This is a genomic window from Oceaniradius stylonematis, from assembly GCF_003149475.2.
GTDB classification, from domain to species: Bacteria; Pseudomonadota; Alphaproteobacteria; order Rhizobiales; family Rhizobiaceae; genus Roseitalea; species Roseitalea stylonematis.
In genome coordinates, this window is record NZ_QFWV02000004.1 from 503775 (window position 1) to 530730 (window position 26956).

28 protein-coding genes, 1 tRNA gene and 2 pseudogenes are annotated in these 26956 nt (G+C 64.3%); 10 read left to right on the forward strand and 21 right to left on the reverse strand.

What is annotated here, in order from left to right:
- Window positions 1-36 precede the first annotated feature (36 nt).
- The 7 genes from DEM25_RS06100 (at window position 37) to DEM25_RS06130 (ending at window position 5760) form a co-directional block, all read left to right on the forward strand.
- Window positions 37-429, forward strand: a complete 393-nt coding sequence (locus DEM25_RS06100) for an AGROH133_08824 family phage infection protein (RefSeq protein WP_109768966.1) — start codon at window positions 37-39, stop codon at window positions 427-429.
- Window positions 430-637: 208 nt separating this feature from the next.
- A complete protein-coding gene (locus DEM25_RS06105; protein WP_109768924.1) occupies window positions 638-1195 on the forward strand; it encodes a F0F1 ATP synthase subunit delta in 558 nt (185 codons plus the stop codon).
- Entirely contained in the window at window positions 1195-2724 is a 1530-nt protein-coding gene (atpA, locus tag DEM25_RS06110) for a F0F1 ATP synthase subunit alpha (protein WP_109768923.1), read from the forward strand. The genes DEM25_RS06105 and atpA overlap by 1 nt, the downstream gene beginning before the upstream one ends.
- Before the next feature lie 38 nt (window positions 2725-2762).
- Window positions 2763-3638, forward strand: a complete 876-nt coding sequence (locus DEM25_RS06115) for a F0F1 ATP synthase subunit gamma (protein WP_109768922.1) — start codon at window positions 2763-2765, stop codon at window positions 3636-3638.
- A 17-nt stretch (window positions 3639-3655) separates the two neighbouring features.
- Window positions 3656-5104: a F0F1 ATP synthase subunit beta gene (gene atpD, locus DEM25_RS06120; protein ID WP_109768921.1), complete on the forward strand. Its 1449-nt coding sequence runs from the start codon at window positions 3656-3658 to the stop codon at window positions 5102-5104.
- Between the two features lie 56 nt (window positions 5105-5160).
- A complete protein-coding gene (locus DEM25_RS06125) occupies window positions 5161-5349 on the forward strand; it encodes a hypothetical protein (RefSeq protein ID WP_109768920.1) in 189 nt (62 codons plus the stop codon).
- 3 nt (window positions 5350-5352) lie between these two features.
- A complete protein-coding gene (locus DEM25_RS06130; protein WP_109768919.1) occupies window positions 5353-5760 on the forward strand; it encodes a F0F1 ATP synthase subunit epsilon in 408 nt (135 codons plus the stop codon).
- 57 nt (window positions 5761-5817) lie between these two features.
- Here the strand turns inward: DEM25_RS06130 and DEM25_RS06135 are convergent, their stop codons facing one another.
- The 12 genes and pseudogenes from DEM25_RS06135 to obgE form a co-directional block, all read right to left on the reverse strand.
- Complete coding sequence (locus tag DEM25_RS06135) at window positions 5818-6321, reverse strand: GNAT family N-acetyltransferase (RefSeq protein WP_109768918.1); 504 nt, start codon at window positions 6319-6321, stop codon at window positions 5818-5820.
- A 73-nt stretch (window positions 6322-6394) separates the two neighbouring features.
- Window positions 6395-6928, reverse strand: a complete 534-nt coding sequence (locus tag DEM25_RS06140; RefSeq protein ID WP_109768965.1) for an RNA pyrophosphohydrolase — start codon at window positions 6926-6928, stop codon at window positions 6395-6397.
- A 3-nt stretch (window positions 6929-6931) separates the two neighbouring features.
- Window positions 6932-8164 (reverse strand): divergent polysaccharide deacetylase family protein, encoded by a 1233-nt coding sequence (locus DEM25_RS06145; RefSeq protein WP_109768917.1) that lies wholly within the window; start codon window positions 8162-8164, stop codon window positions 6932-6934.
- A gap of 115 nt (window positions 8165-8279) precedes the next feature.
- Window positions 8280-9608 (reverse strand): S41 family peptidase, encoded by a 1329-nt coding sequence (locus DEM25_RS06150; protein WP_120222687.1) that lies wholly within the window; start codon window positions 9606-9608, stop codon window positions 8280-8282.
- Window positions 9609-9613: 5 nt separating this feature from the next.
- Window positions 9614-11107, reverse strand: a complete 1494-nt coding sequence (locus DEM25_RS06155; protein ID WP_245412773.1) for a murein hydrolase activator EnvC family protein — start codon at window positions 11105-11107, stop codon at window positions 9614-9616.
- Window positions 11104-11517 carry a VOC family protein gene (locus tag DEM25_RS06160; protein WP_109768900.1) on the reverse strand — a complete coding sequence of 138 codons (414 nt, stop codon included), beginning with the start codon at window positions 11515-11517 and terminating at the stop codon, window positions 11104-11106. The genes DEM25_RS06155 and DEM25_RS06160 overlap by 4 nt, the downstream gene beginning before the upstream one ends.
- A 90-nt stretch (window positions 11518-11607) precedes the next feature.
- Window positions 11608-12093, reverse strand: coding sequence for a 23S rRNA (pseudouridine(1915)-N(3))-methyltransferase RlmH (gene rlmH, locus DEM25_RS06165; protein WP_109768899.1), 486 nt, complete (start codon window positions 12091-12093; stop codon window positions 11608-11610).
- 38 nt (window positions 12094-12131) lie between these two features.
- A complete protein-coding gene (rsfS, locus tag DEM25_RS06170) occupies window positions 12132-12545 on the reverse strand; it encodes a ribosome silencing factor (protein WP_109768907.1) in 414 nt (137 codons plus the stop codon).
- Between the two features lie 105 nt (window positions 12546-12650).
- Window positions 12651-13170: pseudogene (locus DEM25_RS06175) on the reverse strand (nicotinate-nucleotide adenylyltransferase).
- Window positions 13171-13259: 89 nt separating this feature from the next.
- The gene (locus DEM25_RS06180) at window positions 13260-14546 is read right to left on the reverse strand and encodes a glutamate-5-semialdehyde dehydrogenase (RefSeq protein WP_109768898.1); all 1287 of its coding nucleotides are present in this window, start codon (window positions 14544-14546) and stop codon (window positions 13260-13262) included.
- 62 nt (window positions 14547-14608) lie between these two features.
- A complete protein-coding gene (proB, locus tag DEM25_RS06185) occupies window positions 14609-15730 on the reverse strand; it encodes a glutamate 5-kinase (RefSeq protein ID WP_109768897.1) in 1122 nt (373 codons plus the stop codon).
- 3 nt (window positions 15731-15733) lie between these two features.
- On the reverse strand, window positions 15734-16789 hold the full coding sequence (gene obgE / locus DEM25_RS06190) for a GTPase ObgE (protein WP_109768896.1): 1056 nt from the start codon (window positions 16787-16789) through the stop codon (window positions 15734-15736).
- A 142-nt stretch (window positions 16790-16931) separates the two neighbouring features.
- Between obgE and DEM25_RS06195 the strand changes: the two genes are divergently transcribed.
- Window positions 16932-17744 carry an endonuclease/exonuclease/phosphatase family protein gene (locus DEM25_RS06195; protein WP_245412774.1) on the forward strand — a complete coding sequence of 271 codons (813 nt, stop codon included), beginning with the start codon at window positions 16932-16934 and terminating at the stop codon, window positions 17742-17744.
- Here the strand turns inward: DEM25_RS06195 and DEM25_RS06200 are convergent.
- From DEM25_RS06200 to DEM25_RS06215, 4 genes are all read right to left on the reverse strand, one after another.
- Window positions 17734-18234 (reverse strand): DUF3833 family protein, encoded by a 501-nt coding sequence (locus DEM25_RS06200; protein WP_196780281.1) that lies wholly within the window; start codon window positions 18232-18234, stop codon window positions 17734-17736. The two genes, DEM25_RS06195 and DEM25_RS06200, sit on opposite strands and share 11 nt — an antisense overlap.
- Window positions 18235-18311: 77 nt before the next feature.
- Window positions 18312-18923, reverse strand: a complete 612-nt coding sequence (locus tag DEM25_RS06205; RefSeq protein ID WP_109768894.1) for a GNAT family N-acetyltransferase — start codon at window positions 18921-18923, stop codon at window positions 18312-18314.
- Window positions 18924-19024: 101 nt separating this feature from the next.
- Complete coding sequence (gene rpmA / locus DEM25_RS06210) at window positions 19025-19285, reverse strand: 50S ribosomal protein L27 (RefSeq protein WP_109768893.1); 261 nt, start codon at window positions 19283-19285, stop codon at window positions 19025-19027.
- Between the two features lie 125 nt (window positions 19286-19410).
- Window positions 19411-20088: a 50S ribosomal protein L21 gene (locus DEM25_RS06215; RefSeq protein WP_109768892.1), complete on the reverse strand. Its 678-nt coding sequence runs from the start codon at window positions 20086-20088 to the stop codon at window positions 19411-19413.
- Between the two features lie 299 nt (window positions 20089-20387).
- On the opposite strand from DEM25_RS06215, the gene DEM25_RS06220 reads away from it, so the two are divergent.
- Window positions 20388-20477 (forward strand) — tRNA-Ser (locus DEM25_RS06220).
- A 141-nt stretch (window positions 20478-20618) separates the two neighbouring features.
- Here DEM25_RS06220 and DEM25_RS06225 read toward each other — a convergent pair.
- The 5 genes and pseudogenes from DEM25_RS06225 to DEM25_RS06245 all read right to left on the reverse strand — a co-directional run bounded on the left by DEM25_RS06225 (window position 20619) and on the right by DEM25_RS06245 (window position 25607).
- Entirely contained in the window at window positions 20619-21770 is a 1152-nt protein-coding gene (locus tag DEM25_RS06225) for a hypothetical protein (RefSeq protein ID WP_109768891.1), read from the reverse strand.
- 123 nt (window positions 21771-21893) lie between these two features.
- A complete protein-coding gene (gene dctP, locus DEM25_RS06230; RefSeq protein WP_109768890.1) occupies window positions 21894-22985 on the reverse strand; it encodes a TRAP transporter substrate-binding protein DctP in 1092 nt (363 codons plus the stop codon).
- Window positions 22986-23029: 44 nt separating this feature from the next.
- Window positions 23030-24278, reverse strand: a pseudogene (locus DEM25_RS06235) (TRAP transporter large permease).
- On the reverse strand, window positions 24275-24787 hold the full coding sequence (locus DEM25_RS06240; protein WP_109768888.1) for a TRAP transporter small permease subunit: 513 nt from the start codon (window positions 24785-24787) through the stop codon (window positions 24275-24277). Before DEM25_RS06240 ends, DEM25_RS06235 begins: the two are co-directional and overlap by 4 nt.
- Before the next feature lie 64 nt (window positions 24788-24851).
- Window positions 24852-25607: a DeoR/GlpR family DNA-binding transcription regulator gene (locus DEM25_RS06245; RefSeq protein ID WP_109768887.1), complete on the reverse strand. Its 756-nt coding sequence runs from the start codon at window positions 25605-25607 to the stop codon at window positions 24852-24854.
- A 169-nt stretch (window positions 25608-25776) separates the two neighbouring features.
- Between DEM25_RS06245 and DEM25_RS06250 the strand changes: the two genes are divergently transcribed.
- The gene (locus DEM25_RS06250) at window positions 25777-26946 is read left to right on the forward strand and encodes an NAD(P)/FAD-dependent oxidoreductase (RefSeq protein ID WP_245412775.1); all 1170 of its coding nucleotides are present in this window, start codon (window positions 25777-25779) and stop codon (window positions 26944-26946) included.
- Window positions 26947-26956: the final 10 nt, after the last annotated feature.

Consider the following 26956-nt stretch of genomic DNA (forward strand, 5'->3'; position numbering starts at 1 on the left):
GTGCCGCATCTTCGCGGTCTTCCCGAAAGGCTTTCCATGCTCTCCATCATCCCTCCGCAAACCCTTGGCGAATGGCTGGCCTGGTCCTCGGCCCTGATCACGATCGTCTTCGGACTGATCTGTTTCTTTGCGCCGCACACGACCTACCGCATCCTGCGCCTTGAGACCCGTCCGGACGTGCCCGAGGCCGTTTCAGAAAGCCGGGCGACGATGGCCGGCTTTTATCTGGGCGCCGGCATTCTGGCGATTTTGTTCCAGCAGCCCTTCGTCTGGATGGTGCTGGGTGCCGGCTGGGCATTCACGGCGCTGGGGCGGCTGGTTTCGATCGTTGTCGACCGCGGCAACACCAGCTTCAACTGGGGCTCGCTCGTCTTCGAGGCTGCGTTGGCGACCGCGCCGCTTGCCTTTGCACTAGGCTACATTCGATAGCGCCGGTCATCGGCGCCATTTGTCCTGCGACAAAAGGGTGAGTGCGCCGTCTTGCACCGCAATAGGGGCTATGCTAGACGGCCCTGAAATGGCTGCCGGAGACAGCAACAGCTTTCGTGTGGCCATAAAAAATAAAGTCAAATCAATGTGTTAGATCGCCAATCAAACGCGAGATTACACATTCCGAACTTCAGGGACGTATCAAGCGGTGGCCAGTTCAACTTCCACGACCTCCGTTGCTGCCCGCTATGCCCGCTCGCTGTATGAGCTTGCCGCCGAAGCCAAGTCCGTCGAGGCGGTCGAAGAGGCGCTTGGCGCGTTCGAGGCGATGATCGGCGAGAGCGAAGATCTCAAGCGCCTGGTCGAAAGTCCGGTCTTTTCGGCCGATGAGCAGGCCGCGGCGATTGACGCCATCGTCGCAAAGGCTGGCCTGCCGGATCTGGCGTCGAACTTTCTTGGTGTCGTGGCGCGAAACCGGCGTCTTTTCGCGGTGCCGGCGATGATCGCCGCCTACCGCGATATCGCGGCGCGCGAGCGCGGCGAGGTGACGGCAGAGGTCACCACCGCGGCCGAACTGAACGCGACGCAGGAAAAACAATTGAAGGCGGCCTTGAAAGAGGTGGCCGGCAAGGACGTGACCCTCCATGTGACCGTCGACCCTTCCATTTTGGGCGGACTGATCGTCAAGCTGGGCTCGCGCCAGATCGACACGTCGTTGAAGACGAAACTCTCCTCACTCAAGCTTGCACTCAAAGAGGTCGGCTGATGGACATCCGTGCCGCGGAAATTTCCGCAATTCTCAAAGACCAGATCAAGAATTTCGGCCAGGAGGCCGAGGTTTCCGAAATCGGACAGGTTCTGTCCGTCGGTGACGGCATCGCCCGCATCTACGGCCTCGACAATGTCCAGGCCGGCGAGATGGTCGAATTCCCCGGCGGCATTCGCGGCATGGCGCTCAACCTTGAAAGCGACAATGTCGGCGCCGTGATCTTCGGCAATGACCGCGACATCAAGGAAGGCGACACGGTCAAGCGGACCGGCGCCATCGTCGACGTGCCGGTTGGCATGGAACTGCTCGGCCGTGTGATCGATCCGCTCGGCAACCCGATCGACGGCAAGGGCCCGATCAAGGCCAAGGCGCGCAGCCGCGTCGATGTCAAGGCGCCGGGCATCATCCCGCGCAAATCGGTGCACGAGCCGATGTCCACCGGCCTGAAGGCCATCGATGCGCTGATCCCGGTCGGCCGGGGCCAGCGCGAGCTGGTCATCGGCGACCGCCAGACCGGCAAGACCGCGATCCTGCTCGACACGTTCCTCAACCAGAAGCCGATCCACGACAACGGGCCGGAAAACGAAAAGCTCTACTGCGTCTATGTCGCTGTCGGCCAGAAGCGTTCGACCGTTGCGCAGTTCGTCAAGGTGCTCGAAGAGCGCGGTGCCCTCGACTATTCGATCATCGTCGCCGCCACGGCCTCCGACCCGGCGCCGCTTCAGTATCTGGCGCCGTTTGCCGGATGCACGATCGGCGAATATTTCCGCGACAATGGCATGCATGCCCTGATCGGCTATGACGATCTGTCCAAGCAGGCGGTGGCCTATCGCCAGATGTCGCTGCTGCTGCGCCGTCCGCCGGGCCGCGAAGCTTTCCCGGGCGACGTGTTCTATTTGCACTCCCGCCTGCTCGAGCGCGCGGCGAAGATGAACGAGGACAATGGCGCCGGTTCGCTGACCGCGCTGCCGGTCATCGAGACGCAGGGCAATGACGTGTCCGCGTTCATTCCGACCAACGTGATCTCGATCACCGACGGCCAGATCTTCCTTGAGACGGATCTGTTCTTCCAGGGCATCCGGCCGGCCGTGAACGTCGGCCTGTCCGTCTCGCGCGTCGGCTCCTCGGCCCAGATCAAGGCGATGAAACAGGTCGCCGGTTCGATCAAGGGCGAGCTTGCGCAGTATCGCGAAATGGCCGCGTTCGCGCAGTTCGGCTCGGACCTCGATGCCTCCACGCAGCGCCTCCTCAACCGTGGCGCGCGGCTGACCGAACTGCTCAAGCAGCCGCAATTCTCGCCGCTGAAGACCGAGGAACAGGTTGCGGTCATCTTCGCCGGCGTGAACGGCTATCTCGACGAACTGCCTGTCGACAAGGTCGGCGCGTTTGAAGAGGGCTTGCTGACGCACATGCGCGGCGAGGGCAAGGCCGTGCTCGATGCGATCCGCAGCGAGCAGAAGCTGACCGACGAGATCGAGGAAAAGCTCAAGGCGAACATCGACGCATTCTCCAAGAGCTTCTCGTAAACCGGCGGGCAATGCCGAGTGCGCAAAGGGTTTGACCGATGCCTTCATTGAAGGATCTCCGCAACCGGATCTCCTCCGTCAAGGCGACGCAGAAGATCACCAAGGCGATGCAGATGGTCGCCGCGGCAAAGCTGCGCCGCGCGCAGGAAGCGGCCGAGGCCGCGCGTCCCTATTCGCAGCGCATGGGCGCCGTTCTGGCCAATCTCGCCGCATCCGTCGATGGCGATGACGCGCCGCGCCTGATGGCCGGGACCGGCAAGGACGACACCCACCTTCTGGTCTGCTGCACGGCAGAACGCGGTCTGTGCGGCGGCTTCAACTCGTCGATCGCCAAGAAGGTGCGCGAAGATGCGCGCCGGCTTCAGGGCGAGGGCAAGGACATCAAGATCCTGTGCGTCGGCAAGAAGGGCTTCGATATCCTCAAGCGGGATTTCGCGTCGCTTATCATCGACCGGATCGACCTGCGCGAGGTCAAGCATCTGGCCTTCAGCGATGCCGATGCGATCGGCAAGAAGGTGATCGCGCTTTTCGAAGAGGGCGCGTTCGACGTCTGCACGCTCTATTATTCGGAGTTCAAGTCGGTGATCAGCCAGATCCCGACCGGCCAGCAGCTGATTCCGGCGGCCGACGAAACGACGTCCGCCGACGAAGACAATGGGTCCATATATGAATATGAGCCCGATGCCGGCGCGATTCTGGACGATCTGGTGCCGCGCAACATTTCGGTTCAGATTTTCCGGGCGCTTCTGGAAAACGCGGCTTCCGAGCAGGGCGCGCGGATGAGCGCGATGGACAATGCGACCCGCAATGCGGGCGAGATGATCGACAAGTTGACGCTGAGCTACAACCGTCAGCGCCAAGCGCAGATCACCAAGGAACTCATTGAGATTATTTCGGGCGCCGAAGCGCTCTAGAAAGAAGGGTCGAGACGATGGCAAAAGCAGCCAAGACGAAGGCCGCCAAGGGCGCGGCCGGCAAGATCGAACAGGTGATCGGCGCGGTCGTTGACGTGAAGTTCGACGGCGAGTTGCCGCCGATCCTGAACGCGCTCGAGACGGAGAATCTGGGCCAGCGGCTGGTGCTCGAAGTGGCGCAGCATCTTGGCGAGAGCATTGTGCGCTGCATCGCCATGGACTCCACCGAGGGCCTGGTGCGCGGCCAGGCGGTCAACGACACCGGGTCGCCGATCGCGGTTCCGGTCGGCCCGCAGCTCCTGGGCCGCATCATCAATGTGGTCGGCGAACCGATCGACGAGGCCGGCGAAGTCAAGGGCGAGGAAGTGCGCGGCATTCACCAGCCGGCGCCCGAATATGTCGATCAGTCGACCGAAGCCGAAATCCTCGTCACCGGCATCAAGGTCCTCGATCTTCTGGCGCCTTACGCCAAGGGCGGAAAGATCGGCCTGTTCGGCGGCGCCGGCGTTGGCAAGACCGTTCTGATCCAGGAACTGATCAACAACGTCGCAAAGGCCCATGGCGGCTATTCGGTGTTTGCCGGTGTCGGCGAACGCACGCGCGAGGGCAACGACCTTTATCACGAATTCATCGAATCGGGCGTCAACAAGGAAGGCGGCGGCGAGGGCTCGAAGGCCGCGCTCGTCTTCGGCCAGATGAACGAACCGCCCGGCGCGCGCGCGCGCGTCGGCCTGACCGGTCTGACGATCGCCGAATATTTCCGTGACGAGGGCCAGGACGTTCTGTTCTTCGTCGACAACATCTTCCGCTTTACGCAGGCGGGTTCGGAAGTTTCGGCGCTTCTGGGCCGCATTCCCTCGGCGGTGGGCTATCAGCCGACGCTGGCCACCGACATGGGTGCCCTCCAGGAGCGCATCACGACCACGACCAAGGGGTCGATCACCTCGGTGCAGGCCATCTATGTGCCGGCCGACGACCTGACCGACCCGGCGCCGGCCACCTCGTTTGCCCACCTTGACGCGACGACCGTGCTCAACCGCGCCATCTCGGAAAAGGGCATCTACCCCGCCGTGGACCCGCTCGATTCCACCTCGCGCATGCTTGATCCGATGATCGTCGGCGAGGAGCATTATCGTGTGGCCCGCGCAGTGCAGGAAACGCTTCAGCGTTACAAGTCGCTGCAGGACATCATCGCGATCCTGGGCATGGACGAACTGTCCGAAGAGGACAAGCTGACCGTCGCTCGCGCCCGCAAGGTCGAGCGCTTCCTGTCGCAACCCTTCTTCGTCGCCGAAGTCTTCACCGGTTCGCCGGGCAAGCTGGTCGACCTCGCCGACACGATCAAAGGCTTCAAGGGCCTTGTCGAAGGCGAATACGATCATCTGCCGGAAGCCGCCTTCTACATGGTAGGCACGATCGACGAAGCGGTGGAAAAGGCGCAAAAGCTGGCGGCCGAAGCCGCTTGATGGCACAATGATAGCGGGCCGCCCGGCATGCTGGCGGCGCCTGGGAGGGCCGAGAGATGAATTTCAACCTGATTGCGCAGCTCACGTTTGCCGGCGCATTGATCGGATTCCTGATCGGGCCGAACTCGCTTGACGAATTCATCGGCATCATCCCGAACAATCCGGTGCCGATGAACATTTTCGGCGGTGCGTTGATCGGCGCTGCGCTTGGCGTTCTGGGCTCGCTGACCAAAGAGATTGAGTAAAAGATGGCCGACGGTTTCAATTTCGAACTGGTTTCGCCCGAGCAATTGCTGGTTTCCACCGAGGTTTCCCAGGTGGTGGTGCCGGGTGCCGACGGCTATTTCACGGTACTGGCCAATCACGCGCCCACCATGTCTACGCTGCAGCCGGGCGTGGCCGAGGTCACCGAGACCGGCGGTTCCACGGAGAAATATGTCGTCTTTGGCGGCTTTGTCGATGTGACGCCGGAGACCTGTACGCTGCTTGCCGAATCGGCGGTGCGTGTTGCCGATATCGACCGCGGCGATCTCGATCAGCGCATACAAGATGCGCGCGAAGATGTGTCCGATGCCAAGGATGACGAAACGCGGACCAAGGCACAGGCCTATCTCGATCAGTTGACCACGCTTCAGGGCGCCGTTTTGCCGGCCTGACCGTTCGGTCAATTGGAGTTTTTGAAAGGCGGTCTTCGGGCCGCCTTTTTCGTTGTGTCACTGCACGGCGCGGAACGCATCGGGATAGGCGACCGGACCGGCATAGCCATCAAGACCGCCCGGCGCGAGCTCAAGCGCCTGCAAATACGGCCCCTGAAAGGCACATGTCACCGGTTCGGCCAAGGAGCGCTTGAAACCGAAGCGGCCGTAATAGACCGGATCGCCAAGGACGAAAGCGCTTTTCCAGCCCTCCCGCCGGGCCATTTCCAGGGCGCGGCGCACCAGTTCGGTGCCGATCTGAAAATCGCGCCATTCCGGATCGACGGCCAAAGGACCAAGGCCGAGCGCGCCATCGGGTCCGTCCAGCTTGGACAGCACCACGTGTCCGACAACCATCGCATCGAGCTTTGCCACCAGATCGATCGTCTCGGTCTCACCTTCGATCAGCGCGATGGCGAGATCGGCCTCCGCGTCGCGGCTGAACGCCCTGCGGTGGATGGCGCGAACGGCGATATGGTCCTCGGGGGCGGACGGGCGGAAGACCGTCTTGTTGATGATCATGGCGCCATCATGTAGCGCGCCCGTGTGACAATCAAGCTAAGCCGCCAGAAGCATGGGTTGGGCCGAACCGCCGTCAACCGGCCTGGCCGGCCAGATGGGCGAACATCGCGACCACCTGCCGATAGGCGTCGCGCTTGAAGTCGACGATCGAGTCGGGCAACGTTTCCATCTCCACCCATTTCCACGCATCGAACTCCGGGTCGTGGCCGTCGGGCGGGGGATTGATGCGGATTTCGCTCTCATCGCCCGTGAAGCGGAACGCGAACCAGTGCAACTCCTGGCCGCGATACTTGCCCTTCAGACCGATGCCGATCATGTGCGCGGGCAGGTCGTAGCGAATGGTACGCGGTGCACGCTCGATCAGTTCGACCGAGTGCATACCGGTTTCCTCGTAGAGCTCGCGCCTTGCGGCCGGCAGCGGATCCTCGCCCTTGTCGATGCCGCCCTGCGGCAACTGCCACAGAAGCGGCGACCCGGAATATTCGGTGTTGCCTTCCTTCATCCGGCGGCCGACCCACACCAGGCCCTGACGGTTGAGGACGAGCAGACCGGCGCATGGCCGATAGGGAAGATCGTCGGCCGCGACGGGTTGGGTTCTGGTCGCCATCAATCACTGTCTCCGGTTGGCGAGAGCGGCAACGCCGACGATCTGGAAGCCGCGCTTCTTGGCGTCGTTCGCCCAGTCGGCAACCGTCGACACGGTCAGTTCGAGCGCCGAGCCGCTGCCGGCGGCATAGCCGCGCGCCGTGGCCAGCTCCTCGAGCGCTTTCAGCCGCTTTTCGATATCGTCACGGCTGCGTGACGCGTCGATGACGATATCGGCCTGAAGATAGGGAACACCTTTTCGCGCCGCGGCCGAAGCGAGTTCCGCGCCGCCGGCGGTTCCGTCATTGAAGAACAGCAGTCCACGGTAGGACAGGTCGCCCAGCACCGGCGCCATGGCGGTCTCACTGCCGGCAAAGCGTGCGCCCATATAGTTCATCACGCCCGTATAGTTGGTCAGCCGCCCCAGCGCCCAATGCAGGTTCTCGAGGTTGGTTTCCGCCGATGACGCCAGACGCAGCGTGCGCGGCCCGGGATTGACCTCGGGATAGCCGAACGGCTCCATCGGCACCTGGACGAGAAGTTCATGGCCCTTCTTGCGCGCTTCGCGCATCCAGCGGCCGAGCGAATTGCCCGTCGGCGCGAAGGCGAGCGTGATCTCGGGCGGCAGGCTCTCGATCGCACGATGGCTGCCCGTCTGCGACAGGCCAAGGCCGCCGATCACGATGGCGATCCGCTTGCCCTGATCGCCGGCCCATGGCCGTGCATAGATGTCCATCGGCCGGCGGCCGGTATCGGTTCGCACGGGCAGCGGGCCGAAGTCGGTGTCTTCGAGCGCGGCATCTTCGGGCAGGTGCGCGATGCGACGGGGTTGGCCGACATTGGCCGCCGCCGGATCGCGCACCGTTATGATCTTCGGCCCGCCCGGCGACACGCTGGCGCCATCGTCGTCGAAGGTGGGCAGCGGCAATTCGGGCGTGCCGTCATTGCCCTGCCCGTCGCCATAGACGATCTGCACGTCGGTATTGCCCGTTTGTCCGGTCTGCTGCATTGCCACAGCGCCCGTCACCGTCTGGGTGTCGGGCGCGCTGGCGGCGGTCGGCCCCGGCAAGGTCACAAGGGCTGTCTGCGGCGCCCTGTCGGTTGCGGCGATGACGGCGATGTTGCCGGCGACCATCAGCGCGACGAGCAGGGAGGCAGCAACAAGGCCGAAACGGCTGCCACGCGGTGCCCTGGACGCGCGATCCTTTGCTTTCTGTCGGGGTCTGTCGCGGCCGAGTGGCGCGTGAAGGTCGGTCATCGAACGGTCCCGGAGCGGGAAGACGGGAAACGAATCAAAAAGGCCACCGCGGAACGGTGGCCTTCCAGTCTATTGTTCGCCGGCCGTTTGGCAATGTCCGGCCCGACGGGCGGCGTCAGTTGGGCAGCGCCGTCGTCGGATCGGCCGGAAACGCCGCATGGGCTTCCTCGCCGCGCAGCAGCGACAGCGCATATTGCAACTGGTCGTCCTCCTCGGCGTCCTGGGGCACATAGGCGACCGAGCCCGAGCCGCTCTCATCTTCCTCTTCGCCCTGAATATGGCCGCGCAGGTCCGATTCGCCGCGCGCCAGTTCGTCTTCGCGGTCCTGCAGCTCCTCGGGCAGGGTCTGGCCGACCTCGATATCGGGCGTGATGCCCTTGCCCTGAATGGAGGTTCCGGCCGGCGTGTAGTAGAGCGCCGTCGTCAGGCGCAGCGCACCGGCTTCGCCGAGCGGGATGATGGTCTGCACCGAACCCTTGCCGAAGGACTGGGTGCCGACAACGGTCGCCCTGCGGTGGTCCTGCAGCGCGCCGGCCACGATCTCGGAAGCCGATGCGGAGCCGCCATTGATCAGGACGACGATCGGCTTGCCATCGATCAGGTCGCCGCCGCGCGCCGAAAAGCGCCGGCTGTCGCGATCGTCGCGTCCCCGCGTCGACACGATAAGGCCCTTTTCGAGAAACGCATCGGAAATGTTGATCGCCTGATCGAGAAGACCGCCCGGGTTGAGCCGCAGGTCCAGAACCAGGCCCTTCATCTCGTCCTCGCCGATTTCCTCGACAAGCTGCTCGATGCCGTCGCGCAGATCGTCATAGGTCTGTTCGGTGAAGGAGATGACCCGCATATAGCCCACATCGCCCTCGGCGCGGAACTTGACCGCCTGCAGTTTGATGATGTCGCGAATGATGGTGATCTCGAGCGGCGCGTCGGCCCCTTCGCGCAGGATCGTCAGCTCGATTGGCGTGTTGACCGGGCCGCGCATCTTTTCGACCGCTTCCTGAAGGGTGAGCCCGCGCACTTCCTCGCCGTCGATCGCGGAAATGAAATCGCCGGCCAGAACGCCGGCCGCCTCGGCCGGCGTGCCGTACATCGGCGTGATCACCTTGACCAGTTCGTCTTCCATCGTGACCTCGATGCCCAGGCCACCGAACTCGCCGCGCGTCTGGGTGCGCATGTCCGCCGCATCGTCGGCATTGAGGAAGGACGAATGCGGATCGAGCGATGTCAGCATGCCGTTGATGGCATTCTCGATCAGCTCTTTCTCCTGCGGTTCCTCGACATAGTTGGCGCGGACCCGCTCGAAGATGTCGCCGAAGATGGCAAGCTGGCGATAGGTTTCGCTGCCCGCGGCGTTGGCGCTCATCATCGGCTGGCCGGCGACCAGCAGCGTCGTCGCCGCGCCGACAAGGGCACCGGCGAACAAAAGGCTCGCTCTTCTAAACATCTGCGTCATGTCCTTCCTGTGCCGGCGCGTTCCCACCATCGCGCGGGATCGACCGGTCTGCCATCTTTCCTGAACTCAACATAGAGCGTCGGACTGTCGTTTTCAGTGGCGGCGGCGGTTACGCCCGCGAGACGGATCGAGCCCATGATCCCGACCGGCTCGCCACCGGCGACGAACTGGCCTTTTGACACTTCGATCCGGTCCATGCCTGCCAATACCATATGATACCCGTTGCCCGCGTCCAGTATCAATAGATTACCATATGCGCGAAACGGTCCCGCATAAAGCACCCAGCCATCGGCCGGCGCGGTCACGATTGCGTTAGAGCTGGTCTGCATCGTGTCGCCGCGGGCGATGCTGCCCAAACCGTCATCGTCACCAAATGCGGTGATTGTGCGGCCTGCCACGGGACGCTCCAATTGGCCGGTCAACTGCGCAAACGGCGTCAAAGGCGCGATCCGCGTCTGCCGGGCGGCCAGCTCCTCGGCGCGTTGGCGGCTGGCTTCCAGCCGTTCGCGTGCCGCTTCCTCGGCCTGCCGCGCGGCCTCAAGCCGCTCGCGGGCGATACGTTCTTCGCTTTCACGGGCTTCGCGCTCCGCGTCGAGACGGGCCTGCCGGGCTTCCCGTTCGGCGCGCTCGGCCTCGATCCGGGCGCGCTCGGCGGCGGCCCGTGCCGCCTCGATGTCGGCTTCCAGCGACATGATCAACGATTGCAGGTCCTCGGCCTGGGCGGCCAGCGCCGTCAGCCGCTCGTATTCGGCGGCGAGCGTCTGGGCCGTTTGCTGTTCAAGGGCCCGCTTTTCCTCGACCAGAACCGTCAGCCTCGCCTGTTCCTCGGCCTGTTGGCCGCGCGCGGTTTCAAGGCGTGCGCGTTCGTCGGCGATCGTCGCCGTCAACTGGCCCAGTTCCTCGAGATCGGAGACCAGCCTTGCGGTTTCGGTGCGCATTTCGGGAACCACCGCACCGAGCAGGATGGCGCTGCGCACGGAGGACAGCGCGTCATCGGGCTTTACAAGGATTGCCGGCGGGGGGTTGAGCCCCATGCGCTGCAATGCCGCGAGAACCTCGGCCAGAAGCGCGCGGCGTTCCCACAGGCTGGCCCGGATGTCGTCGGTGCTTTGCCGCAGGGCTTCGAGCCGGTTCTCGAGCGCGATGATGTCGAGACCCAGCTTGCGCTCGGTCTTCGCCGCCGCGATCAGAGCCGTGGTGATCGCCGCGCGGTCGGTGCGGATCGTCTCGATCTCGCGAGCCAGTTCCGCCGCCCGCTCCTCGGAGACGCCGCGTTCCTGCAGGATGCGATCGAGTTCGCCGACCGACCGGCCCAGCCGCTGCTCCATGTCGGCGGTGACCGTATCGCTGTCTGTTTCGCCGGCCGGCTGCGCGTGGACAGACCCCGAAAACGCCAGGACGCCGATCAGGAGCAGACCGGCCAGACCGGGAAAGGGCCGGCCTCGTGCGGTGCTTCTGTGGCCGGCAACTGATGCCCTGTGCCGCGTCACGCCTTTCCGACCGCTTCGCTGATCTCGAAAAGGTGGCCATCGGGGTCGCGGAAGAAGCAGCGAATTTCGGGGCCCCGATCGACCGGCGGAGTCAGGAAGATGGCGCCGCGCGCCTTGAGCGTCGCATAGGCGGCCTGGCAGTCGGGCACCCGGATGGTCATGGCATGGCTGACCCGGTTCGGTTCGGCGGGCGTTTCCATCGCCGTGTCGGGCTTGTCGTCGGTCGGCCCGCCGCCGGTGACCAGCAGCAGCCAGCTTTCAAGGAATCGCAGGACAATGGACGTTCCGCCATATTCGCGTTCGATGGATGCGCCAAGAACATCGCGATAGAACGTGCGGGCGGCATCGATGTCGCTGACGACCAGAATGTGCGTCAGTGCCATGCCTGGTGCTGGAAAGTCGTCGGCCATCGGCTGCCACCTCCTGGCTGAAGAGCCTGCAAATCACGCCGGCAAACCTAACCCGGTTCCGGCCGGAAGGGAATCGGGTGCCCGCCCGCATCACTGGCGATGATAGGGATGGCCGGCGAGGATCGACACAGCGCGGTAGAGCTGTTCGGCAACCAGAATGCGGGCGATCTGGTGCGGCCAGGTCATCCGGCCGAGCGAAACCGCCAGATCGGCCCTTTCAAGAACGGATGGCGCATGGCCGTCCGGGCCGCCGATCGCAAACAGGGCGCGCTTGCGGCCATCGTCGCGCTGGCGTGCGATCCAGCGGGCAAATTCATCTGACGAGAGTGTCTTGCCGCCTTCGTCGAACGCAACCAGCGCGGTTGTCCGGTCTTCGGCAAGCGACAGGCAGTGGGCGCCTTCATCGGCCTTGCGTCGGTCGGTGTCACTGGCGCGGCTTTCGGCGATCTCCGTGACGCCGGCAAATGTCAGGCCGACAGCCGGTCCAGCCTTCTCCAGCCGGCCGAGATAGCGGCCGGTCAGCTCGCGCTCGGGCCCGCTTTTCATGCGGCCGACGGCAAACACGGTCAACTGCATGACGATCAGGTCCGGTGCGGACGATCGGTCAGCGCTGCCTAGTGCAGCGTGTCCGCGTCCGTCTGTTTGTCTTCCGCCCACATCTTCTCGAGCGCATAGAACTCGCGCACTTCGGGACGGAATATGTGAACGATGACATCGCCGGTATCGATCAATACCCAGTCGGCGGAAGACAGGCCCTCGACCTTGGATGTACCGAAACCGCTGTCCTTGAGCGCCCGCAGCAAATGATCGGCCACCGCACTGACGTGACGGTGCGACCGGCCTGACGCAATGACCATGTGGTCCGCGAGGGCGGATTTGCCTTGGATGTCGAGCGAGACGATGTCCTCGGCCTTCGAATCGTCGAGACTGGCCAGGACGGTTTGCAGGATCTGCTCCGCAACGGCGCGGCCGTGTGGATCAGATGGCGAAGGCCGGTTTTGAGCCTTCTTCAGGGTCTGTGTTCTCAAGAGCTTCCTTTCAATGAACACGGAACAGGCGGGCGATTCGCTGCCCACACCCGTAAAATAGTCACGGGCACCTGACAGTTTCAAGACAAGTTGGTTTACCGCCCGTTAACCCTCGGTCCGGCCCGCACGGATGGCCGTTGAGGAAAGCGGCGATCGCGGGCCGTGCAGGAAGGTCCATGCGGGCGGGTCGAGCCGCGGCAGAAGGGCCGCATCGCCTTCGTCGATCCGCGCTTGCCAGAAGGCCTTGGCCATCACCGACGACAGGAAGGAAAGCGTCGAACNCCAGATTGTCCGCACCCATGATCCAGACGAAGCGCACGCCCGGATTGAGCGCCTTGACCAGCGCCAGCGTCTGGGCGGTGTAGTGGACATTGTAGCGCGCCTCGAATGCGGTGACCTTGACGCGCGGATCGTCATTGATCGCCTCGGACCAGGCGACACGCGTTCTGAGCGCCGGCAACCCGGCATTCTCCTTGAGCGGATTGCCCGGCGTGACCATCCACCAGAGCTGGTCGAGCCCGATCCGCCGCAGTGCCAGCTCGGCGACCAGAAGATGTCCGTCATGGGGCGGGTTGAACGAGCCACCGAACAGCCCGACGCTCATCCCCGGCTCCACATGCGGCATCCGCAGATGCGGGCGGCTGACGCCGGCATGGTCGAACATCATGGCTGTCGGGGTCCCCTCTGGCCCGGCCAGGGCTGGCGGGCGGGCGGTTATGGCCGGATCTGGCCGCTGCCGCGCACAAGGTACTTGAAGGAGGTCAGTTGCTCGACGCCGACCGGTCCGCGCGCATGCATCTTGCCGGTGGCAATGCCGATCTCGGCGCCCATCCCGAACTCGCCGCCGTCGGCGAACTGGGTCGATGCATTGTGCAAAAGGATCGCCGAATCGATCTCTGTCATGAAGCGATCGACCGCAGCCCGATCCTCGGCGACGATCGCCTCGGTGTGATTGGAGGAATAGCGGCCGATATGATCGATCGCCCCGCCGACACCGTCGACAAGGGCGACGGAGATGATCGTGTCGAGATATTCCGTCGTCCAGTCGGTTTCGGTTGCCGGCGTGGCCTTGGGCCATGCCGCGACGACGTCCTTGTCGCCGCGAACCGAACAGCCCGCCGCGTCGAGCGCATCGAGGATCGGCGTCAGCATGGCCGGAGCGGCGGCCCGGTCGACCAGAAGCGTTTCGGCGGCGCCGCAAATGCCGGTGCGGCGCATCTTCGAGTTGACCACCAGATCGCAGGCCATGTGGATATCGGCCGAAGCATCCACATAGACGTGGCACAGCCCTTCGAGATGAGCGAAGACCGGCACGCGCGCGTCGGTTTGAACCCGTTCGACCAGGCTGCGTCCGCCGCGCGGAACGATCACGTCCACCGTGCCGCCCAGACCCTTGAGCATTTCACCGACTGCTTTGCGATCGGTGACCGGCACGAGCTGGATCGCATCGGCGGGCAGGTCCGCCGCCTGCAGGCCGTCGAGCAGGCAGGCATGGATGGCGCGTGAGGAATTGACCGAATCCGAGCCGCCGCGCAGGATCACCGCATTGCCAGCCTTAAGGCACAACGCGCCGGCATCGGCGGTCACGTTGGGCCGGCTTTCATAGATCACGCCGATCACGCCGAGCGGCGTGCGCACCCGTTCGATGTGCAGGCCGCTGGGCCGGTCCCATTGCGCGATGATCGAGCCGACCGGATCGTCCAGTTCGGCGATGGCGCGGATGCCGTCGGCCATCGCCTTGACGCGATCGGGATCGAGCTGGAGCCGGTCCAGAAACGCGCCCGCCAGACCGGAGGCGCGGCCCGCTTCCATGTCGATCTCGTTGGCGGACAGGATCGCGTCTTCCGAAGCCACGATCGCGTCGGCCATCGCATGAAGCGCGGCGTTCTTCTGCTCCGGTGTCGCAAATGCCAATGGCGCGGATGCCGCTTTCGCCCGTGCACCCATGTCGGCCATCAGGGCCGGAATATCGATGTTGGCATTGTCCGCGCGCGTCAGCATGGCGTTGTCCTCGTCTGCACGCGGTCTTTTACATGCCGCGCCCCGCAAGGGCAATGTGGCCGTCAGCCGGCCGCGCCCATCACCAGATCGTCGCGGTGCACCATGGCGGCACGCGGCGGGTGGCCCAGTATGGCTTCGATTTCCGGCGTCTTGCGCCCGGCGACAAGGCGCGCTTCGTGGGCATCATAGGCGGCAAGGCCGCGCGCCACTTCGCCCCCCGTGTCGACCAGGATCGCGACCGTGTCACCGCGCGAAAAATCGCCATCGACGCGCTTGACGCCCGCCGGCAGCAGAGACTTGCCCTGCTTGAGCGCTCTGACGGCGCCGGCGTCGACGGTGAGCGTTCCGCGCGGTTCAAGCTTGCCGGCGATCCAGCCCTTCCAGGCTGACACGGGTGCGCTCGATGCGGCGAACCAGGTCGCCCGGCTCCCCTGTTCGAGTTGCCGCAGCGGATGATCGACCGTGCCACGCGTGATCACCATCGCGGTGCCTGCGGTCGTTGCGATGCGCGCGGCCTCGATCTTGGTACGCATGCCGCCGCGCGCCGTTTCCGACGCCGATTCGCCGGCCATTGCCTCGATCTCCGGCGTCACGGCTGCGACGTGCGCGATGTGGGTGGCGTCCGGGTCGTGCGCCGGAGGCGCAGTGTAGAGCCCGTCGACATCGGACAGCAGAACCAGAAGATCGGCATTCATCATCACGGCAACGCGGGCGGCGAGCCGGTCATTGTCGCCATAGCGGATCTCGCTGGTCGCCACCGTGTCGTTCTCGTTGATGACCGGGATTGCGCCGAACTTCAAAAGCGCGCCGATGGTGGCGCGAGCGTTGAGGTAGCGGCGGCGGGTCTCGGTGTCGTCGAGCGTCACCAGAACCTGTCCCGTGGTGATGGCATGACGGCCAAGCGCGGCGTTCCACGCATGGGCGAGCGCAATCTGCCCGGTGGCAGCGGCGGCCTGGGTTTCCTCGAGCTTGAGGGGCCCGGCCGGCAGTTTGAGGATCGTCCGCCCCAACGCGATGGCGCCCGAAGACACGACCAGCACCTCGTGGCCATTGCCGGCGAGGGAAGCCAGATCGTCGGCAAGGCTGTCGAGCCAGGCAGTGCGCAGACCATCGACCCGGTCGACCAGAAGGGCCGAGCCGATCTTGACGGTGATGCGGCGGTAACGGGAGAGATCGGCGGTCATGGTTCAACCGTCTCCGGCGAGCGGCTGCCAGGGTTCTCTCTGATCGTCCGCGTCGCCCGCGTGCTCGGCTCGCGCCGCCTCGATGACCGCCATCAGTGCCCGCAGCAACGGTTCGACGCCATCGCGCGTCGCCGACGAGACGCCGAGCACCGCCGTGCCGCTGGCATGTTCGAGCGCGGCCATTTTCTCGGCGCGCATCTCATCGTCCGCCAGATCGATCTGGGACAGGGCGACAATCTCCGGCTTGTCGGAAAGGCCGTGGCCGTAGGCATCAAGCTCTTCGCGGACCGTCCGGTAAGCGGCCGCCACATCGTCTTCGCGCGCCGACACCAGATGCAGCAGCACCCGGGTGCGTTCGACATGGCCGAGGAACCGGTCGCCAATGCCGGCCCCCGCATGCGCGCCCTCGATCAGCCCGGGAATGTCGGCCATGACGAATTCGCGCGCGTCGATCCGCACGACGCCGAGATTGGGGTGCAGCGTGGTGAAGGGATAGTCGGCGATCTTCGGCTTGGCCGCGGTGACAGAGGCGAGGAACGTGGATTTGCCGGCGTTGGGCAAGCCCACAATGCCCGCATCGGCGATCAGCTTGAGGCGCAGCCAAATCCAGCGCTCCTGCCCTTCAAGGCCCGGATTGGCGCGGCGCGGCGCCTGATTGGTCGACGATTTGAAATGCGAATTGCCGAAGCCGCCATTGCCGCCGCGGGCGAGAAGATGGCGGTCGCCGACCTCGACCAGATCGCAGATCAGCGTTTCATTGTCCTCTTCGAAGACCTGGGTGCCGGCGGGCACCTTGAGCACGATGTCATCGCCGCCGCCGCCGGTCCGGTTGCGCCCCATGCCATGGGCGCCGGTCTTGGCCTTGAAATGCTGCTTGTAGCGATAGTCGATCAGCGTGTTCAGCCCATCGACGGCCTCGATCCAGACATCGCCGCCGCGCCCGCCATCGCCGCCATCCGGACCGCCGAACTCGATGTATTTCTCGCGCCGGAACGACACGGCGCCGGCACCGCCATCGCCCGATCGGATGAAAACTTTGGCTTGGTCGAGAAATTTCATCGAACTGTTACGTTGGCCGCGCTAACGGTCGCCACCGTGGGCGCGCTGTCGTCCATCTGATACGGAGCGCAGTGTTTAGCCCATCGCCTGCGCACATGCGAGTGATAATGTCGAAAGGTTGGCCCAAATGACGGTGCGGGCGGTGAGCTACAACATCCAGTATGGTTTCGGACTGGACGACCGTTTCGATCCGGATCGTATCGTCGATGCGGTGCGCGATGCCGATATCATCTGCCTGCAGGAGGTGACGCGCGGCTATATCAAGAATGGCGGCGTGGACATGCCAGCGGCGCTTTCGGACGCCCTGCCCGAACATTTCAGCTGTTTCCACCCGGCCGGCGACCTCGATATGGGCAGCGCGCTGGCCGAGGGGCGTGCCGTCAATCGCCGCTTCCAGTTCGGCAACATGATCCTGTCGCGCTGGCCGCTTGTCACCGTCAGGGGCCATCTTCTGCCGCGGACGTGGCGGAAGGACACGCTGAACCTGCAGCGCGGCGCGCTTGAAGCGCAGATTTTCACGCCGTCCGGACTGCTGCGCGTTTACAGTATTCATCTCGATCATATCGATCCGCGGGAACGGATGGCGCAGGTGCGCGCGCTCAAGTCGATCGCGCTCGATTTTCCGACGACGGGCGGGGCGATCAGTGGAGGCCGTTCGTTCGGCGTGGAGGAGATCGACGACAAGGGCGATTTTCTGCTGATGGGGGACTTCAACTTCGAGCCCCGAAGCGACGAATACCGGCTGATGCTGGATGGCGAAGCGATCATCGATGCAACCACCGCGGATCAGGGCTGGACCTGGCGCACGCCCCACGCGGTCGAAAAAACAGAACGGTCGCGGCTCGACTACGCGTTCTGCAACACGGCGCTTGCATCGCGCATCTCCAACGTCAGGATCGATCGCGATGCGGAAGGGTCCGACCACATGCCGGTCTGGATCGAAGTCAGCGCTTGAACGTCACCTTGGCGCGGGCCACCGGAAGCGGCCCCTTGAAGACATTGGCGGTGTTGACCAGCGTGCGGCCGTCCTCGCTCAGCGTCAGCGTGTCGTAGAAGCGGACCAGGTTCTCGGCCGGACCCGGATCGAGATCGACGCGATAGTTGAAGAAGGCGCGGTTGTTGATCACCGAAACCAGCGTCTCGCCGATCACATCCTCACGGGTTCCGGTGTATGTGTTCCAGCCAACCTGCGTGAACCGCCAAGTCTTGGTGTCGGTTTCGCCATCGTCGTAGACGAAGTCCTCACGCAGGGTGAGCGTCCGTCCGTCCCATTGCCCGTGCAGGGTCAGCGTGAAGCTGCGCTCAAAGCCGGTGATCGTGGTGAAGGTGCCGGTCGCCGTGGTGCGGCCGGCAAAAAACTCTTCGAGGCGCAGATCGTTCGCCAGAGCGGACGAAAGGGGCAGAAGAAGGAAAAGCGAAGCAAGGGCTGCACGAAGAACGGACATGATCACCTTCGGGGTTTTCAAACGCTTACGCGCGGCGCCCGGTGGCGGATCAATGCCACATTCCCAAGCGACGCCGGTCAGCCGTCGCGGGCCTTGCCCGCCAGCCAGTTTTCGCGGGTCAGGCGATAGCGCTCGATGGCGACGCGTCCGGCGGCGACGGTGTCGATCTCGTCCAGCCCCATCAGTTCGAACCCCTGCTTGACCAGAACCTGGCGCGAGCGCGGATTGACGGTGCGCGAGCCGGCATAGATCACATTGGCGCCGGTGACGCGAAACGCCAGGTCGACCACCGCGCTTGCGGCCTCGGACGCATAGCCCTTGCCCCACCAGGCCCGTCCGATCCAGTAGCCGACCTCCAGATCGCCGCTGGGCGGCCTGTTGGTCACCGCGCACATCCCGACCAGGCGGCCGGTGTCGGCGATGGTCACCGCATAGACATAGCCTTCGACGCGGCCCTCATGGACGGCCCGAATGTAGTTGGCCGCATCGGCCCGCGTATAGGGGTGCGGCATGCGCGCGGTCATTTCGGCGATTTCGCGGCTGTTGGCGATCACCGCCAGTTCGTCCGCATCGTCGTGCACCGGCATGCGCAGGACCAGCCGCTCCGTCGTCAGCACGGGCGTGTTCAGCGAAAACGCCTGACGTTGCTCGCGGTGGCTGTAGTCCTGTTCGTTTAGCGTATTGATCATCGCCCTGGTCCGAATCGAAAAGGGGAGCTGGTTTATGTCCCAACTCCCCTTGCAAACGCTGTACGCCCGGGTGCTGGAACGCCGGGTGTCAGTGAACCCGGTCAGTCGGCGGCCGCCATCACCGATACATAGGTGCGGCCATTGGCTTTCTTGCGGAACTCGACGGCGCCTTCGGTGAGGGCGAAAAGCGTATGGTCCTTGCCCATGCCGACATTGGTGCCCGGGTGCCATTTGGTGCCGCGCTGGCGCACGATGATGTTGCCGGCAATGACAGCTTCACCGCCGAACTTCTTGACGCCAAGGCGTTTGGACTCCGAATCGCGGCCGTTACGCGACGAGCCGCCAGCTTTCTTGTGTGCCATGGTTTTGTTCTCCTGCCGCGTACGGCCTTCAAATCGTCCGTGCCGGGCATTGCCTTCTTATGGGCATTTCCGGCGAGTCGATCAAGGGTGAAGCTGTTGTGCAGCGCACCCTCACGATCACGGTTTTACTTGACCCGTTCTTTCGCCTGCGCCTGCCAGTCTTCGATCTGCGCTGCGCTGAACGGCATGTATTCGTCGATCTTCTCGATATCGGCCGCGGTCAGCGCGGCGATCTGCGCGAAGGTCGTGATGCCCTGCTCGTTGAGCTGCTTTTCGGCAACCGGGCCGATGCCCTTGATGTCGGTCAGCTTGTCGGCCTCGCCTTTGGGCGCCGCAAAAAGCGGGCCTTCGGGCGCAGCGGCCTTGGGCGCCTCGGCAGCTTTTGCCTCGGCCTTGGGCGCTTTCGCGGCCGGCGCGGCATCTGCCTTCGCCGCTTCCGCCTTGGGTGCCGCCGCTTTCTTTGCAGCCGGCTTCTTGGACGGCTTGGCGCCGCCGGTCAGGATCTCCGAGATCCGCACCGTCGTCAGATATTGCCGGTGGCCCTTCTTGCGGCGCGAATTCTGACGCCGGCGCTTCTTGAAGGCGATGACTTTCCTGCCGCGACCCTGGGTGACCACCTCTGCGGTCACCAGCGCGCCATCGACCAGCGGGCTGCCGATCGTCACGTCGGCATCGCTGCCGACCATCAGAACGTCGGAGAATTGGACCATCTCGCCGGCGTCGCCGTCGAGCTTTTCCAGCGTGAGCACATCATCGGCGGCGACGCGGTACTGCTTGCCACCGGTCTTGATGACTGCGAACATCGTTTTTCCTTTCGTGTTCGGTCCGGCTCTGGCGCGCTGTCTGCGACCCGTTCCGCGCCTGGCGGATTGGAGCACGGCACGCCGGCCGTCTTCTTGTTCAGTCTGTCCGGTTGAACCGCTGTCCGGCGACCGTCCCTAGGGGCGACCATCCAAACAGTTGCGGCGCGGATTGCCCCGCGCCACTGATCGCGCTCCCTATGATCGCGTGGCGCCGAAAAGTCAAGCTGGGGCGGAAAACTTTGCGCGCTTGCGTCTTGTTTTCGCGCGGTCGCGGCGCTAGACACCGGCGCACCGTTTGCGGAGAGGTGGCTGAGTGGTTGAAAGCGCCGCACTCGAAATGCGGTATAGGGGCAACTCTATCGGGGGTTCGAATCCCTCCCTCTCCGCCATTCCCATGACCAGCAGCATTGAAATTTGATTGATCTGATTGCGGGTGCCTGTTCGACCCAAAAATAGCCCTGCACTCGCGTCTGCCCTGGTCTCTCGCTCTGCGATTGGCTCCGGATGAGACACCGTTGAACGCGTTGCTGTCAGGCGCGCCAGTTCACGCTGGGCGTCGAGCGCCCGGCGGGACGCGGCAACCGGTTCCGCTCTGCAATCAGCAGGCGTGTATCCAGTCGGGCAAGGGCTTCGCCCGCGGCAACGGAATCGCACTCATCCACCAGGATCTCGGTGACCGTTCCGCCGGTCTCGAAAGCAATGCCCGTTTCCTCGGTGGCCTCGACCTGGCCCGCAAAGCGCCGATCGACCTCGAAACCGTTCAGACGCTCGACCGTCATCACCGGCACCGTGATCCGCGGCGTCGGCGCAGGGACTTCAACGGCCTCGGCGCGGTCGGCAATGGCGCGCGACCCGCCGACAATGGCTGCGCCTGACGCCGCGAAGAAGACGCCCGTGAGCGCAATCGTGGCGGCGGTCGCCACAAGGTCGTCGATACCGGCTGGCCGCGTCGGCACGAACCCGATCGACCACTGCTCCAGCACGATGACGCCCGCCGGGCCGTCGATCCGCACCGGGTCCGGGGACAGCAGACGCTGTACACGCACCGAACCGGTCGAGCGCAGGGCGACGGGACCGGTGCCCGAGGCCACACCGTCCGCGTCGAACCGGGCGTCAGGGCTGTCTATGATCACAGATCCCGTCGCGATCGCCCTCAGGCTGCCGATTCCCGCGGTTCCCAGCGGCAGCGGCGCGCCCGGGGCACCGATTCCGGCATCGAGCGCGGTCAGGAACAGCCGCTCAGCCGTCACGGGAATCGTCGCCCCCGGGAAAGCGGCAATGCTGCCGACAGCGGTCAGCACGACGTTCCCGCCATCGCTGGTCACCGCGCCGGCCAGGGTCAGATCGCCGGCCGTTACGAGATCGATCGTGCCGCCCCCGCCGTTCGCAAGGCTGGCGACGACGCCGGCCCGCAGGTTCAGCAGATGCATGGCGCCGCCGTCGACCGACGCGTCGATGATGCCGGCATCCAGACGCAGACCCTGGGGACCGGAGTTGCGCAGGGTCCCCGCCTCGACGCGCGCAATGCCGAAGGCGGCGGAAGTGGTGATGAACGAACCGTCGCCCTGCTGGACCGCGAAGGTGACATCCCCCTCGAGCGCGGCGCCGGCGAGACCGCTGCGCCCTGATGTCCGAGCGCAGCGGGCCATCCGCGACATGACTTCGGCATGGCGGTACTGCACCGGGACGAGCCGGACCCTTCTCCGATGCCCGGAGGCCGCCGGCCTCAGGCCGCAAGAAAATGCCGAATTGCAATTGGACGGCGGTCGGGACGGGCGCCCCTTGGCGGGGCGCCCGCTCCCAGGTCAGGTGCGGTAGGGATAACCGGCCTTTTCCATCGTGTCGGAATAGGTCTTGAAGGCCTCGACAACGCGGCCCGCCCGGTCGGACGATGCGGCGATCTCGTCCCAGAACCCGGCGGCGTCGGAGACGACCTGCGCCCATTCGTCGGCGGGAATGGAGGTCAGTTCCATCTTCTCGCCTTCGACGCGCAGCTTGGCCTCGCCGCCCCAGTACCAGACGGCACGGTAATAGTGTGACTGGTCGATGGTGATGCGGAACAGCTCCTGCAGATGCGGGGGCACCTTGTTCCAGCTTTCGGTGTTGGCGAAATAGGAACCGAACCAGGCGCCGGTCACCGAATTGGTCAGCGCATAGTTGCAGATATCGGCCCAGCCCACCTCATAGGCTTCGGTGAACCCGCACCATGCCACACCGTCCAGTTCGCCCGTTTGCAGCGCGACCTCGACGTCGTCCCAAGGCACGGTGACCGGGATCAGGCCATAGCGCGACAGGAACCGGCCGGCGGTCGGAACACCGAAGACGCGCTTGCCGCGCATGTCGGCGAGCGAGCGGATCGGGTCCTTGGTGAAGATATGAAGCGGATCCCAGGCGCCGGCCGAAAGCCAGGTGACGTTGTCGACTTCCGAATAGGCTTCTTCCCAGATCTCCTGAAGCCCGTAGTACCGGAACAGCGACGGCACATCGAGGCTGTAGCGGGTGGCGAAGGGGAAATAGCCGCCGAACACGGAGATATCGACAGGCGAGGCCATCGTCGCCTCGTCGGACTGGACCGCGTCGATGGTGCCGTTCTGCATCGCCCGGAACAACTCGCCGGTCGGCACCAGCTGGTCGGCATAGTAGAGCTCGATTTCCATTTCGCCATTGGCCGCCGCGTTGAACGCGTCGATCTGCGGCTTGATCACATGGGCGCCCAACGGCGCGCCGGAGTATGTCTGCAGGCGCCACTTGATCGGGCCGTTCTGTGCGAGCACGGCCGGCGCAGCGAGCGCTGACCCGGCAACGGCGGCGCCGCCAAGTCCTGCCTTTCGCAGAAACGTTCGGCGACTGGCGAGAATCGTCTCCGAGGTGGACGGGCTTTTCTTGGGTTTGGTCATGGTCTTCGTCTCCTCTAGTTGAACTCGGGTGAACCGCTTGAACGCTATCCCCGCACCGTCTGCGGCAGCCAAAGCGCCAGTTGCGGGAAGATCATCACAAGCGCGATTGTCGTCGCCATCATCAAGACGAACGGCCAGATCGACCGGTAGATGTCGACGAGGCTGATCTCGGGCGGCGCCAGCGATCGCATCAGGAACAGATTGTAGCCGAAGGGCGGTGTGATGTAGGCGATCTGGCAGGTCATGGTGTACAGAACGCCGAACCAGACGAGATCGAAGCCAAGGCTGTCGACCAGGGGGATGTAGAGCGGCGCGACGATCACCAGCATCGCCGTGTCGTCCAGGAACATGCCCATCACGATGAAGCTGAGCTGCATCATCACGNTCAAACACGGCCCCGAACGCCAGCGCGGCGAGTATCAGCCAAAGGAACATGCAGGACACGGCCAGCGTCTTGCGCGCCGTTTCATGCAGGACGTGGAACGACAATCGCCGCTTGAAGAGCGCCGCCAGGGTCGCTGCCGTTGCGCCGACCGCAGCACTCTCGACAAGGCTGGTGTAGCCGGTGACGAACAGGCCGGTCATCGCAAAGAAGATCAGGAACGGGATGATACCCGCACGCAGCAGCTTGAGCTTTTCGCCAATCGGCATGTCCAGCTCTTCATCGGAGACGATCGGCGCAAGCTCGGGATTGATGCGGCAGCGCACCGCGATGTAGATGCCGAACATGGTCGCCATCAGAAGGCCCGGGATGATGCCGGCAAGCCACAGCGCGCTGACCGGTTCGCGCGCGATCATGCCGTAGAGCACCATCACCACGCTGGGCGGAACCAGAATGCCGAGCGACGAGCCGCCCTGTATGACGCCGGTGATGAGCACCTTGTCGTAGCCGCGCCTGATCATCTCCGGCAGCGCGATGGTCGCGCCGATCGCCATGCCCGCGACCGACAGGCCGTTCATCGCCGATATGATCACCATCAGGACGATGGTGCCGATGGCGAGCCCGCCGCGGAACCGGCCGAACCAGACATGCAGCATCTTGTAGAGATCTTCGGCGATGCCGGATTCGGCAAGGATGTAGCCCATGTAGATGAACAGGGGCAGCGTCAGCATCGGGAACCAGTTGAACAGCTTGAACGCCTGGCTGAACGGCATCTCGATACCGCCATTGCCGTACAACAGCAACGCCGCGCCGGCCGCCACGAAACCGATGGCTGCGAACACGCGCTGGCCGGTCAGCAGCAGCACCATCATCGATGAGAACATCAAGATGGCGATCAGTTCATAACTCATGACAGTTCGACCCGGCGCAGCGTGGCGATGTGTTTGAAGACAAGCGAGATCGTCTGCAGCATCATCAGGACGATGCAGCCGACCATCAGCGCCTTGATCGGGATCATCGAGGGGTTCCACATCGAGAACCGTCGCTCGCCGGTCTCGATGGCGTATTGCAAGCTAGAGATCGAGCCGAACAGCATGACGCCGAGATAGAACAGAAGGCAGATCATGGTGATCAGATTGAGCTTGGCCTTGCCGCGCTCGGAAAGGCGGTCATAGAACAGATCCATCCGGACATGGCTGTCGTTCTTGAGCGTCATGGCGCCGCCCATGAAGTAATAGGCGGCGAGCGTGAACTGGGTCGCCTCGATGCCCCAGTGGATCGGGAAACCGATGACATTGTTCCAGATCGCATCGATCAGCAGAATGCCAATCATCAGAAAGATCAGATACATGGCGACGATGCCGACGAAGTCGGACATGCGATCGACCCAGCGCACATAGGCCTTGATCACTGCCGGCATGGCCGCTGCCCGTTCGTGGTCATCGTCAACAAGGTCCCCGCGGCGAAAAGGTCGGAAAAGGCGATCATCTCACCTCGACGCGCGCGGTTGCAAGGGCTTTCGCAAAGGCACCATCTGGTGCGCGATCGGTAACCAGCATGTCGATCTCGTCGAGCCGGCAGAGGCGATAGGCGGCCGACCGCCCGGCCTTGGCCGCCGTCGCCACGATGATGGTGTCGCGCGCATTGCGCCGCATGGCACGCGCGATCTGTGCCTCGTGGAAGCTGGCGTCCATCGCGCCCGTCTCGGCGTTGATCGCCGCAACGGTCAGGATCGCATAGTCGGCCTGGAAGCCGCCGATCTGCTCGACGGCCATGGTTCCGAGCGTCTGGTCGTTGCCGCTGCCGAATTCGCCGCCGACGAGAAAGACCGACGAACCGTTGCGCGCCTTGTCGAACGTCTGCGCGATATGGACCGAATTGGTGATCACGGTGAGCGGCGCTGTTTCGGCCAGGGCCGCCGCGCAAGCGAGCGTCGTCGAGCCGGTGTCGATGAAGATCGTGTCGCCGGGTCCGATAATGTCGGTGACCTTGCGGGCGATCAGCAGCTTGGCGCCCGCATCCTCGCCCATCCGGTCCTCGAAGGATGCCTCGGTGAAAAGACGCGCCCGCTTGGCGCCGCCATGCACCTTCTGAAGCCGCCCGGCATCGTTCAGGACGGTGAGATCGCGCCGTATCGTCTCGGCCGATACGCCGAACCGCGTGGCGAGCTGCTCAACGCCCACGCGGCCATGGCGGTTGACGGCATCGACTATGTCTCCATGGCGTTTCTTGAGCTTCACCGCAGACTCCCTCGCATCAAGTTAAGCGAAGCAGGCATGCCCGTGTCAACAAAATTGGTGACGATTTATCCTTTGTTCGGGCAAAAACCCTCAAAAGATTGACCGAGCGGGCATTTGATGTCACCACTTGAGCGAACCGTTCGTTTCAATTGCATAGCGCGAAGGCCGGATGCGGGTGCAGGAAAGCGCTCTTTCAGAAGTGTTCGATGCCGCCATCATCGGCGGTGGTGTCGTTGGATGCGCCATAGCCCGCCGGTTGACGCTCGAAGGCTGGCGCGTCGTGCTCGTTGAAAAGGCGCACGACATTCTCGATGGCGCTTCCAAAGGCAACAGCGCCATTCTGCATACGGGCTTTGACGCGCCGACAGGCTCGCTCGAAGCCAGGTGCGTTGCCGACGGATATGCGGAGTACCGCTCCATCCATCAAAGGCTTGGCCTGCCGCTGATCGAGGCGGGCGCGCTCGTTCTCGCCTGGACCGAGCAGGAGGAAGCGCGGCTGGATGCGCTGATCGACAGGGCGCACGCCAACGGTGTCGACGATGTCGCGCGCCTCGACGTGGGCCAAATCCGGCAACTGGAACCGGAATTGGCGAACGATGTGGTGGCCGGATTTCGCGTTCCGGGCGAGCACCTTCTCGATCCCTGGTCCACACCTTATGCCTATCTGCTCCACGCGGTGGAGAACGGTGCGGTCGTCCTGCGCCGTTGCATGGTCCGGGACGGCGAGTTCGACGGCACGCAATGGCGTCTCGAAACCAGCCGGGGTCCTTTGCGGGCGCGTTTCGTCATCAATGCCGCCGGGCTCTATGGCGACCGGGTCGACAAGGCGCTGACCGGCTCCAGCGATTTCACGATCCGCCCGCGCAAGGGACAATTCGTCGTCTTCGACAAACCGGCGGCGCGTCTTGTCAAACACATCCTGCTTCCCGTTCCGACCGAAACCACCAAGGGGATCGTCGTCTGCCGGACGGCATTCGGAAACCTGCTGGTCGGCCCGACGGCGGAGGAGCAGGAGGACCGGTCAACGGCTGCCGTCGATACCGAAACCTTGCAGGGCCTGCGCCGAGCGGGTGAACGCATCCTGCCGGCACTCGCCGGTGAAGACGCGACGGCCTTCTATGCGGGGCTGAGGCCGGCCACCGACGAAAAGGACTATCAGATCCGGGCCGACCGGGCGCGAAACTACATCNGAGGCGTTCGGCGGCAAAGCCGAGCCGCTCGCCGACCCGGTCTGGCCAAGGGTCGGCAACATTTCCGAAGGCGCGCCGCGCGGCTGGCAATCGCCGCGCAATGGCGGCGTTGTCTGCCATTGCGAACTGGTCACGCGACGCGAAATTGAAGAGGCGCTG

Bases quoted from the DNA above. Each gene is read 5' to 3' on its own strand.
- DEM25_RS06100 (WP_109768966.1), top strand. From the start codon at position 37: ATGCTCTCCATCATCCCTCCGCAAACCCTTGGCGAATGGCTGGCCTGG.
- atpA (WP_109768923.1), top strand. From the start codon at position 1,195: ATGGACATCCGTGCCGCGGAAATTTCCGCAATTCTCAAAGACCAGATC.
- DEM25_RS06115 (WP_109768922.1), top strand. From the start codon at position 2,763: ATGCCTTCATTGAAGGATCTCCGCAACCGGATCTCCTCCGTCAAGGCG.
- atpD (WP_109768921.1), top strand. From the start codon at position 3,656: ATGGCAAAAGCAGCCAAGACGAAGGCCGCCAAGGGCGCGGCCGGCAAG.
- DEM25_RS06125 (WP_109768920.1), top strand. From the start codon at position 5,161: ATGAATTTCAACCTGATTGCGCAGCTCACGTTTGCCGGCGCATTGATC.
- DEM25_RS06130 (WP_109768919.1), top strand. From the start codon at position 5,353: ATGGCCGACGGTTTCAATTTCGAACTGGTTTCGCCCGAGCAATTGCTG.
- DEM25_RS06135 (WP_109768918.1), bottom strand. From the start codon at position 6,321: ATGATCATCAACAAGACGGTCTTCCGCCCGTCCGCCCCCGAGGACCAT.
- DEM25_RS06140 (WP_109768965.1), bottom strand. From the start codon at position 6,928: ATGGCGACCAGAACCCAACCCGTCGCGGCCGACGATCTTCCCTATCGG.
- DEM25_RS06145 (WP_109768917.1), bottom strand. From the start codon at position 8,164: ATGACCGACCTTCACGCGCCACTCGGCCGCGACAGACCCCGACAGAAA.
- DEM25_RS06150 (WP_120222687.1), bottom strand. From the start codon at position 9,608: ATGTTTAGAAGAGCGAGCCTTTTGTTCGCCGGTGCCCTTGTCGGCGCG.
- DEM25_RS06160 (WP_109768900.1), bottom strand. From the start codon at position 11,517: ATGGCCGACGACTTTCCAGCACCAGGCATGGCACTGACGCACATTCTG.
- rlmH (WP_109768899.1), bottom strand. From the start codon at position 12,093: ATGCAGTTGACCGTGTTTGCCGTCGGCCGCATGAAAAGCGGGCCCGAG.
- DEM25_RS06180 (WP_109768898.1), bottom strand. From the start codon at position 14,546: ATGCTGACGCGCGCGGACAATGCCAACATCGATATTCCGGCCCTGATG.
- proB (WP_109768897.1), bottom strand. From the start codon at position 15,730: ATGACCGCCGATCTCTCCCGTTACCGCCGCATCACCGTCAAGATCGGC.
- obgE (WP_109768896.1), bottom strand. From the start codon at position 16,789: ATGAAATTTCTCGACCAAGCCAAAGTTTTCATCCGATCGGGCGATGGC.
- DEM25_RS06200 (WP_196780281.1), bottom strand. From the start codon at position 18,234: ATGTCCGTTCTTCGTGCAGCCCTTGCTTCGCTTTTCCTTCTTCTGCCC.
- DEM25_RS06205 (WP_109768894.1), bottom strand. From the start codon at position 18,923: ATGATCAATACGCTAAACGAACAGGACTACAGCCACCGCGAGCAACGT.
- rpmA (WP_109768893.1), bottom strand. From the start codon at position 19,285: ATGGCACACAAGAAAGCTGGCGGCTCGTCGCGTAACGGCCGCGATTCG.
- DEM25_RS06215 (WP_109768892.1), bottom strand. From the start codon at position 20,088: ATGTTCGCAGTCATCAAGACCGGTGGCAAGCAGTACCGCGTCGCCGCC.
- dctP (WP_109768890.1), bottom strand. From the start codon at position 22,985: ATGACCAAACCCAAGAAAAGCCCGTCCACCTCGGAGACGATTCTCGCC.
- DEM25_RS06240 (WP_109768888.1), bottom strand. From the start codon at position 24,787: ATGCCGGCAGTGATCAAGGCCTATGTGCGCTGGGTCGATCGCATGTCC.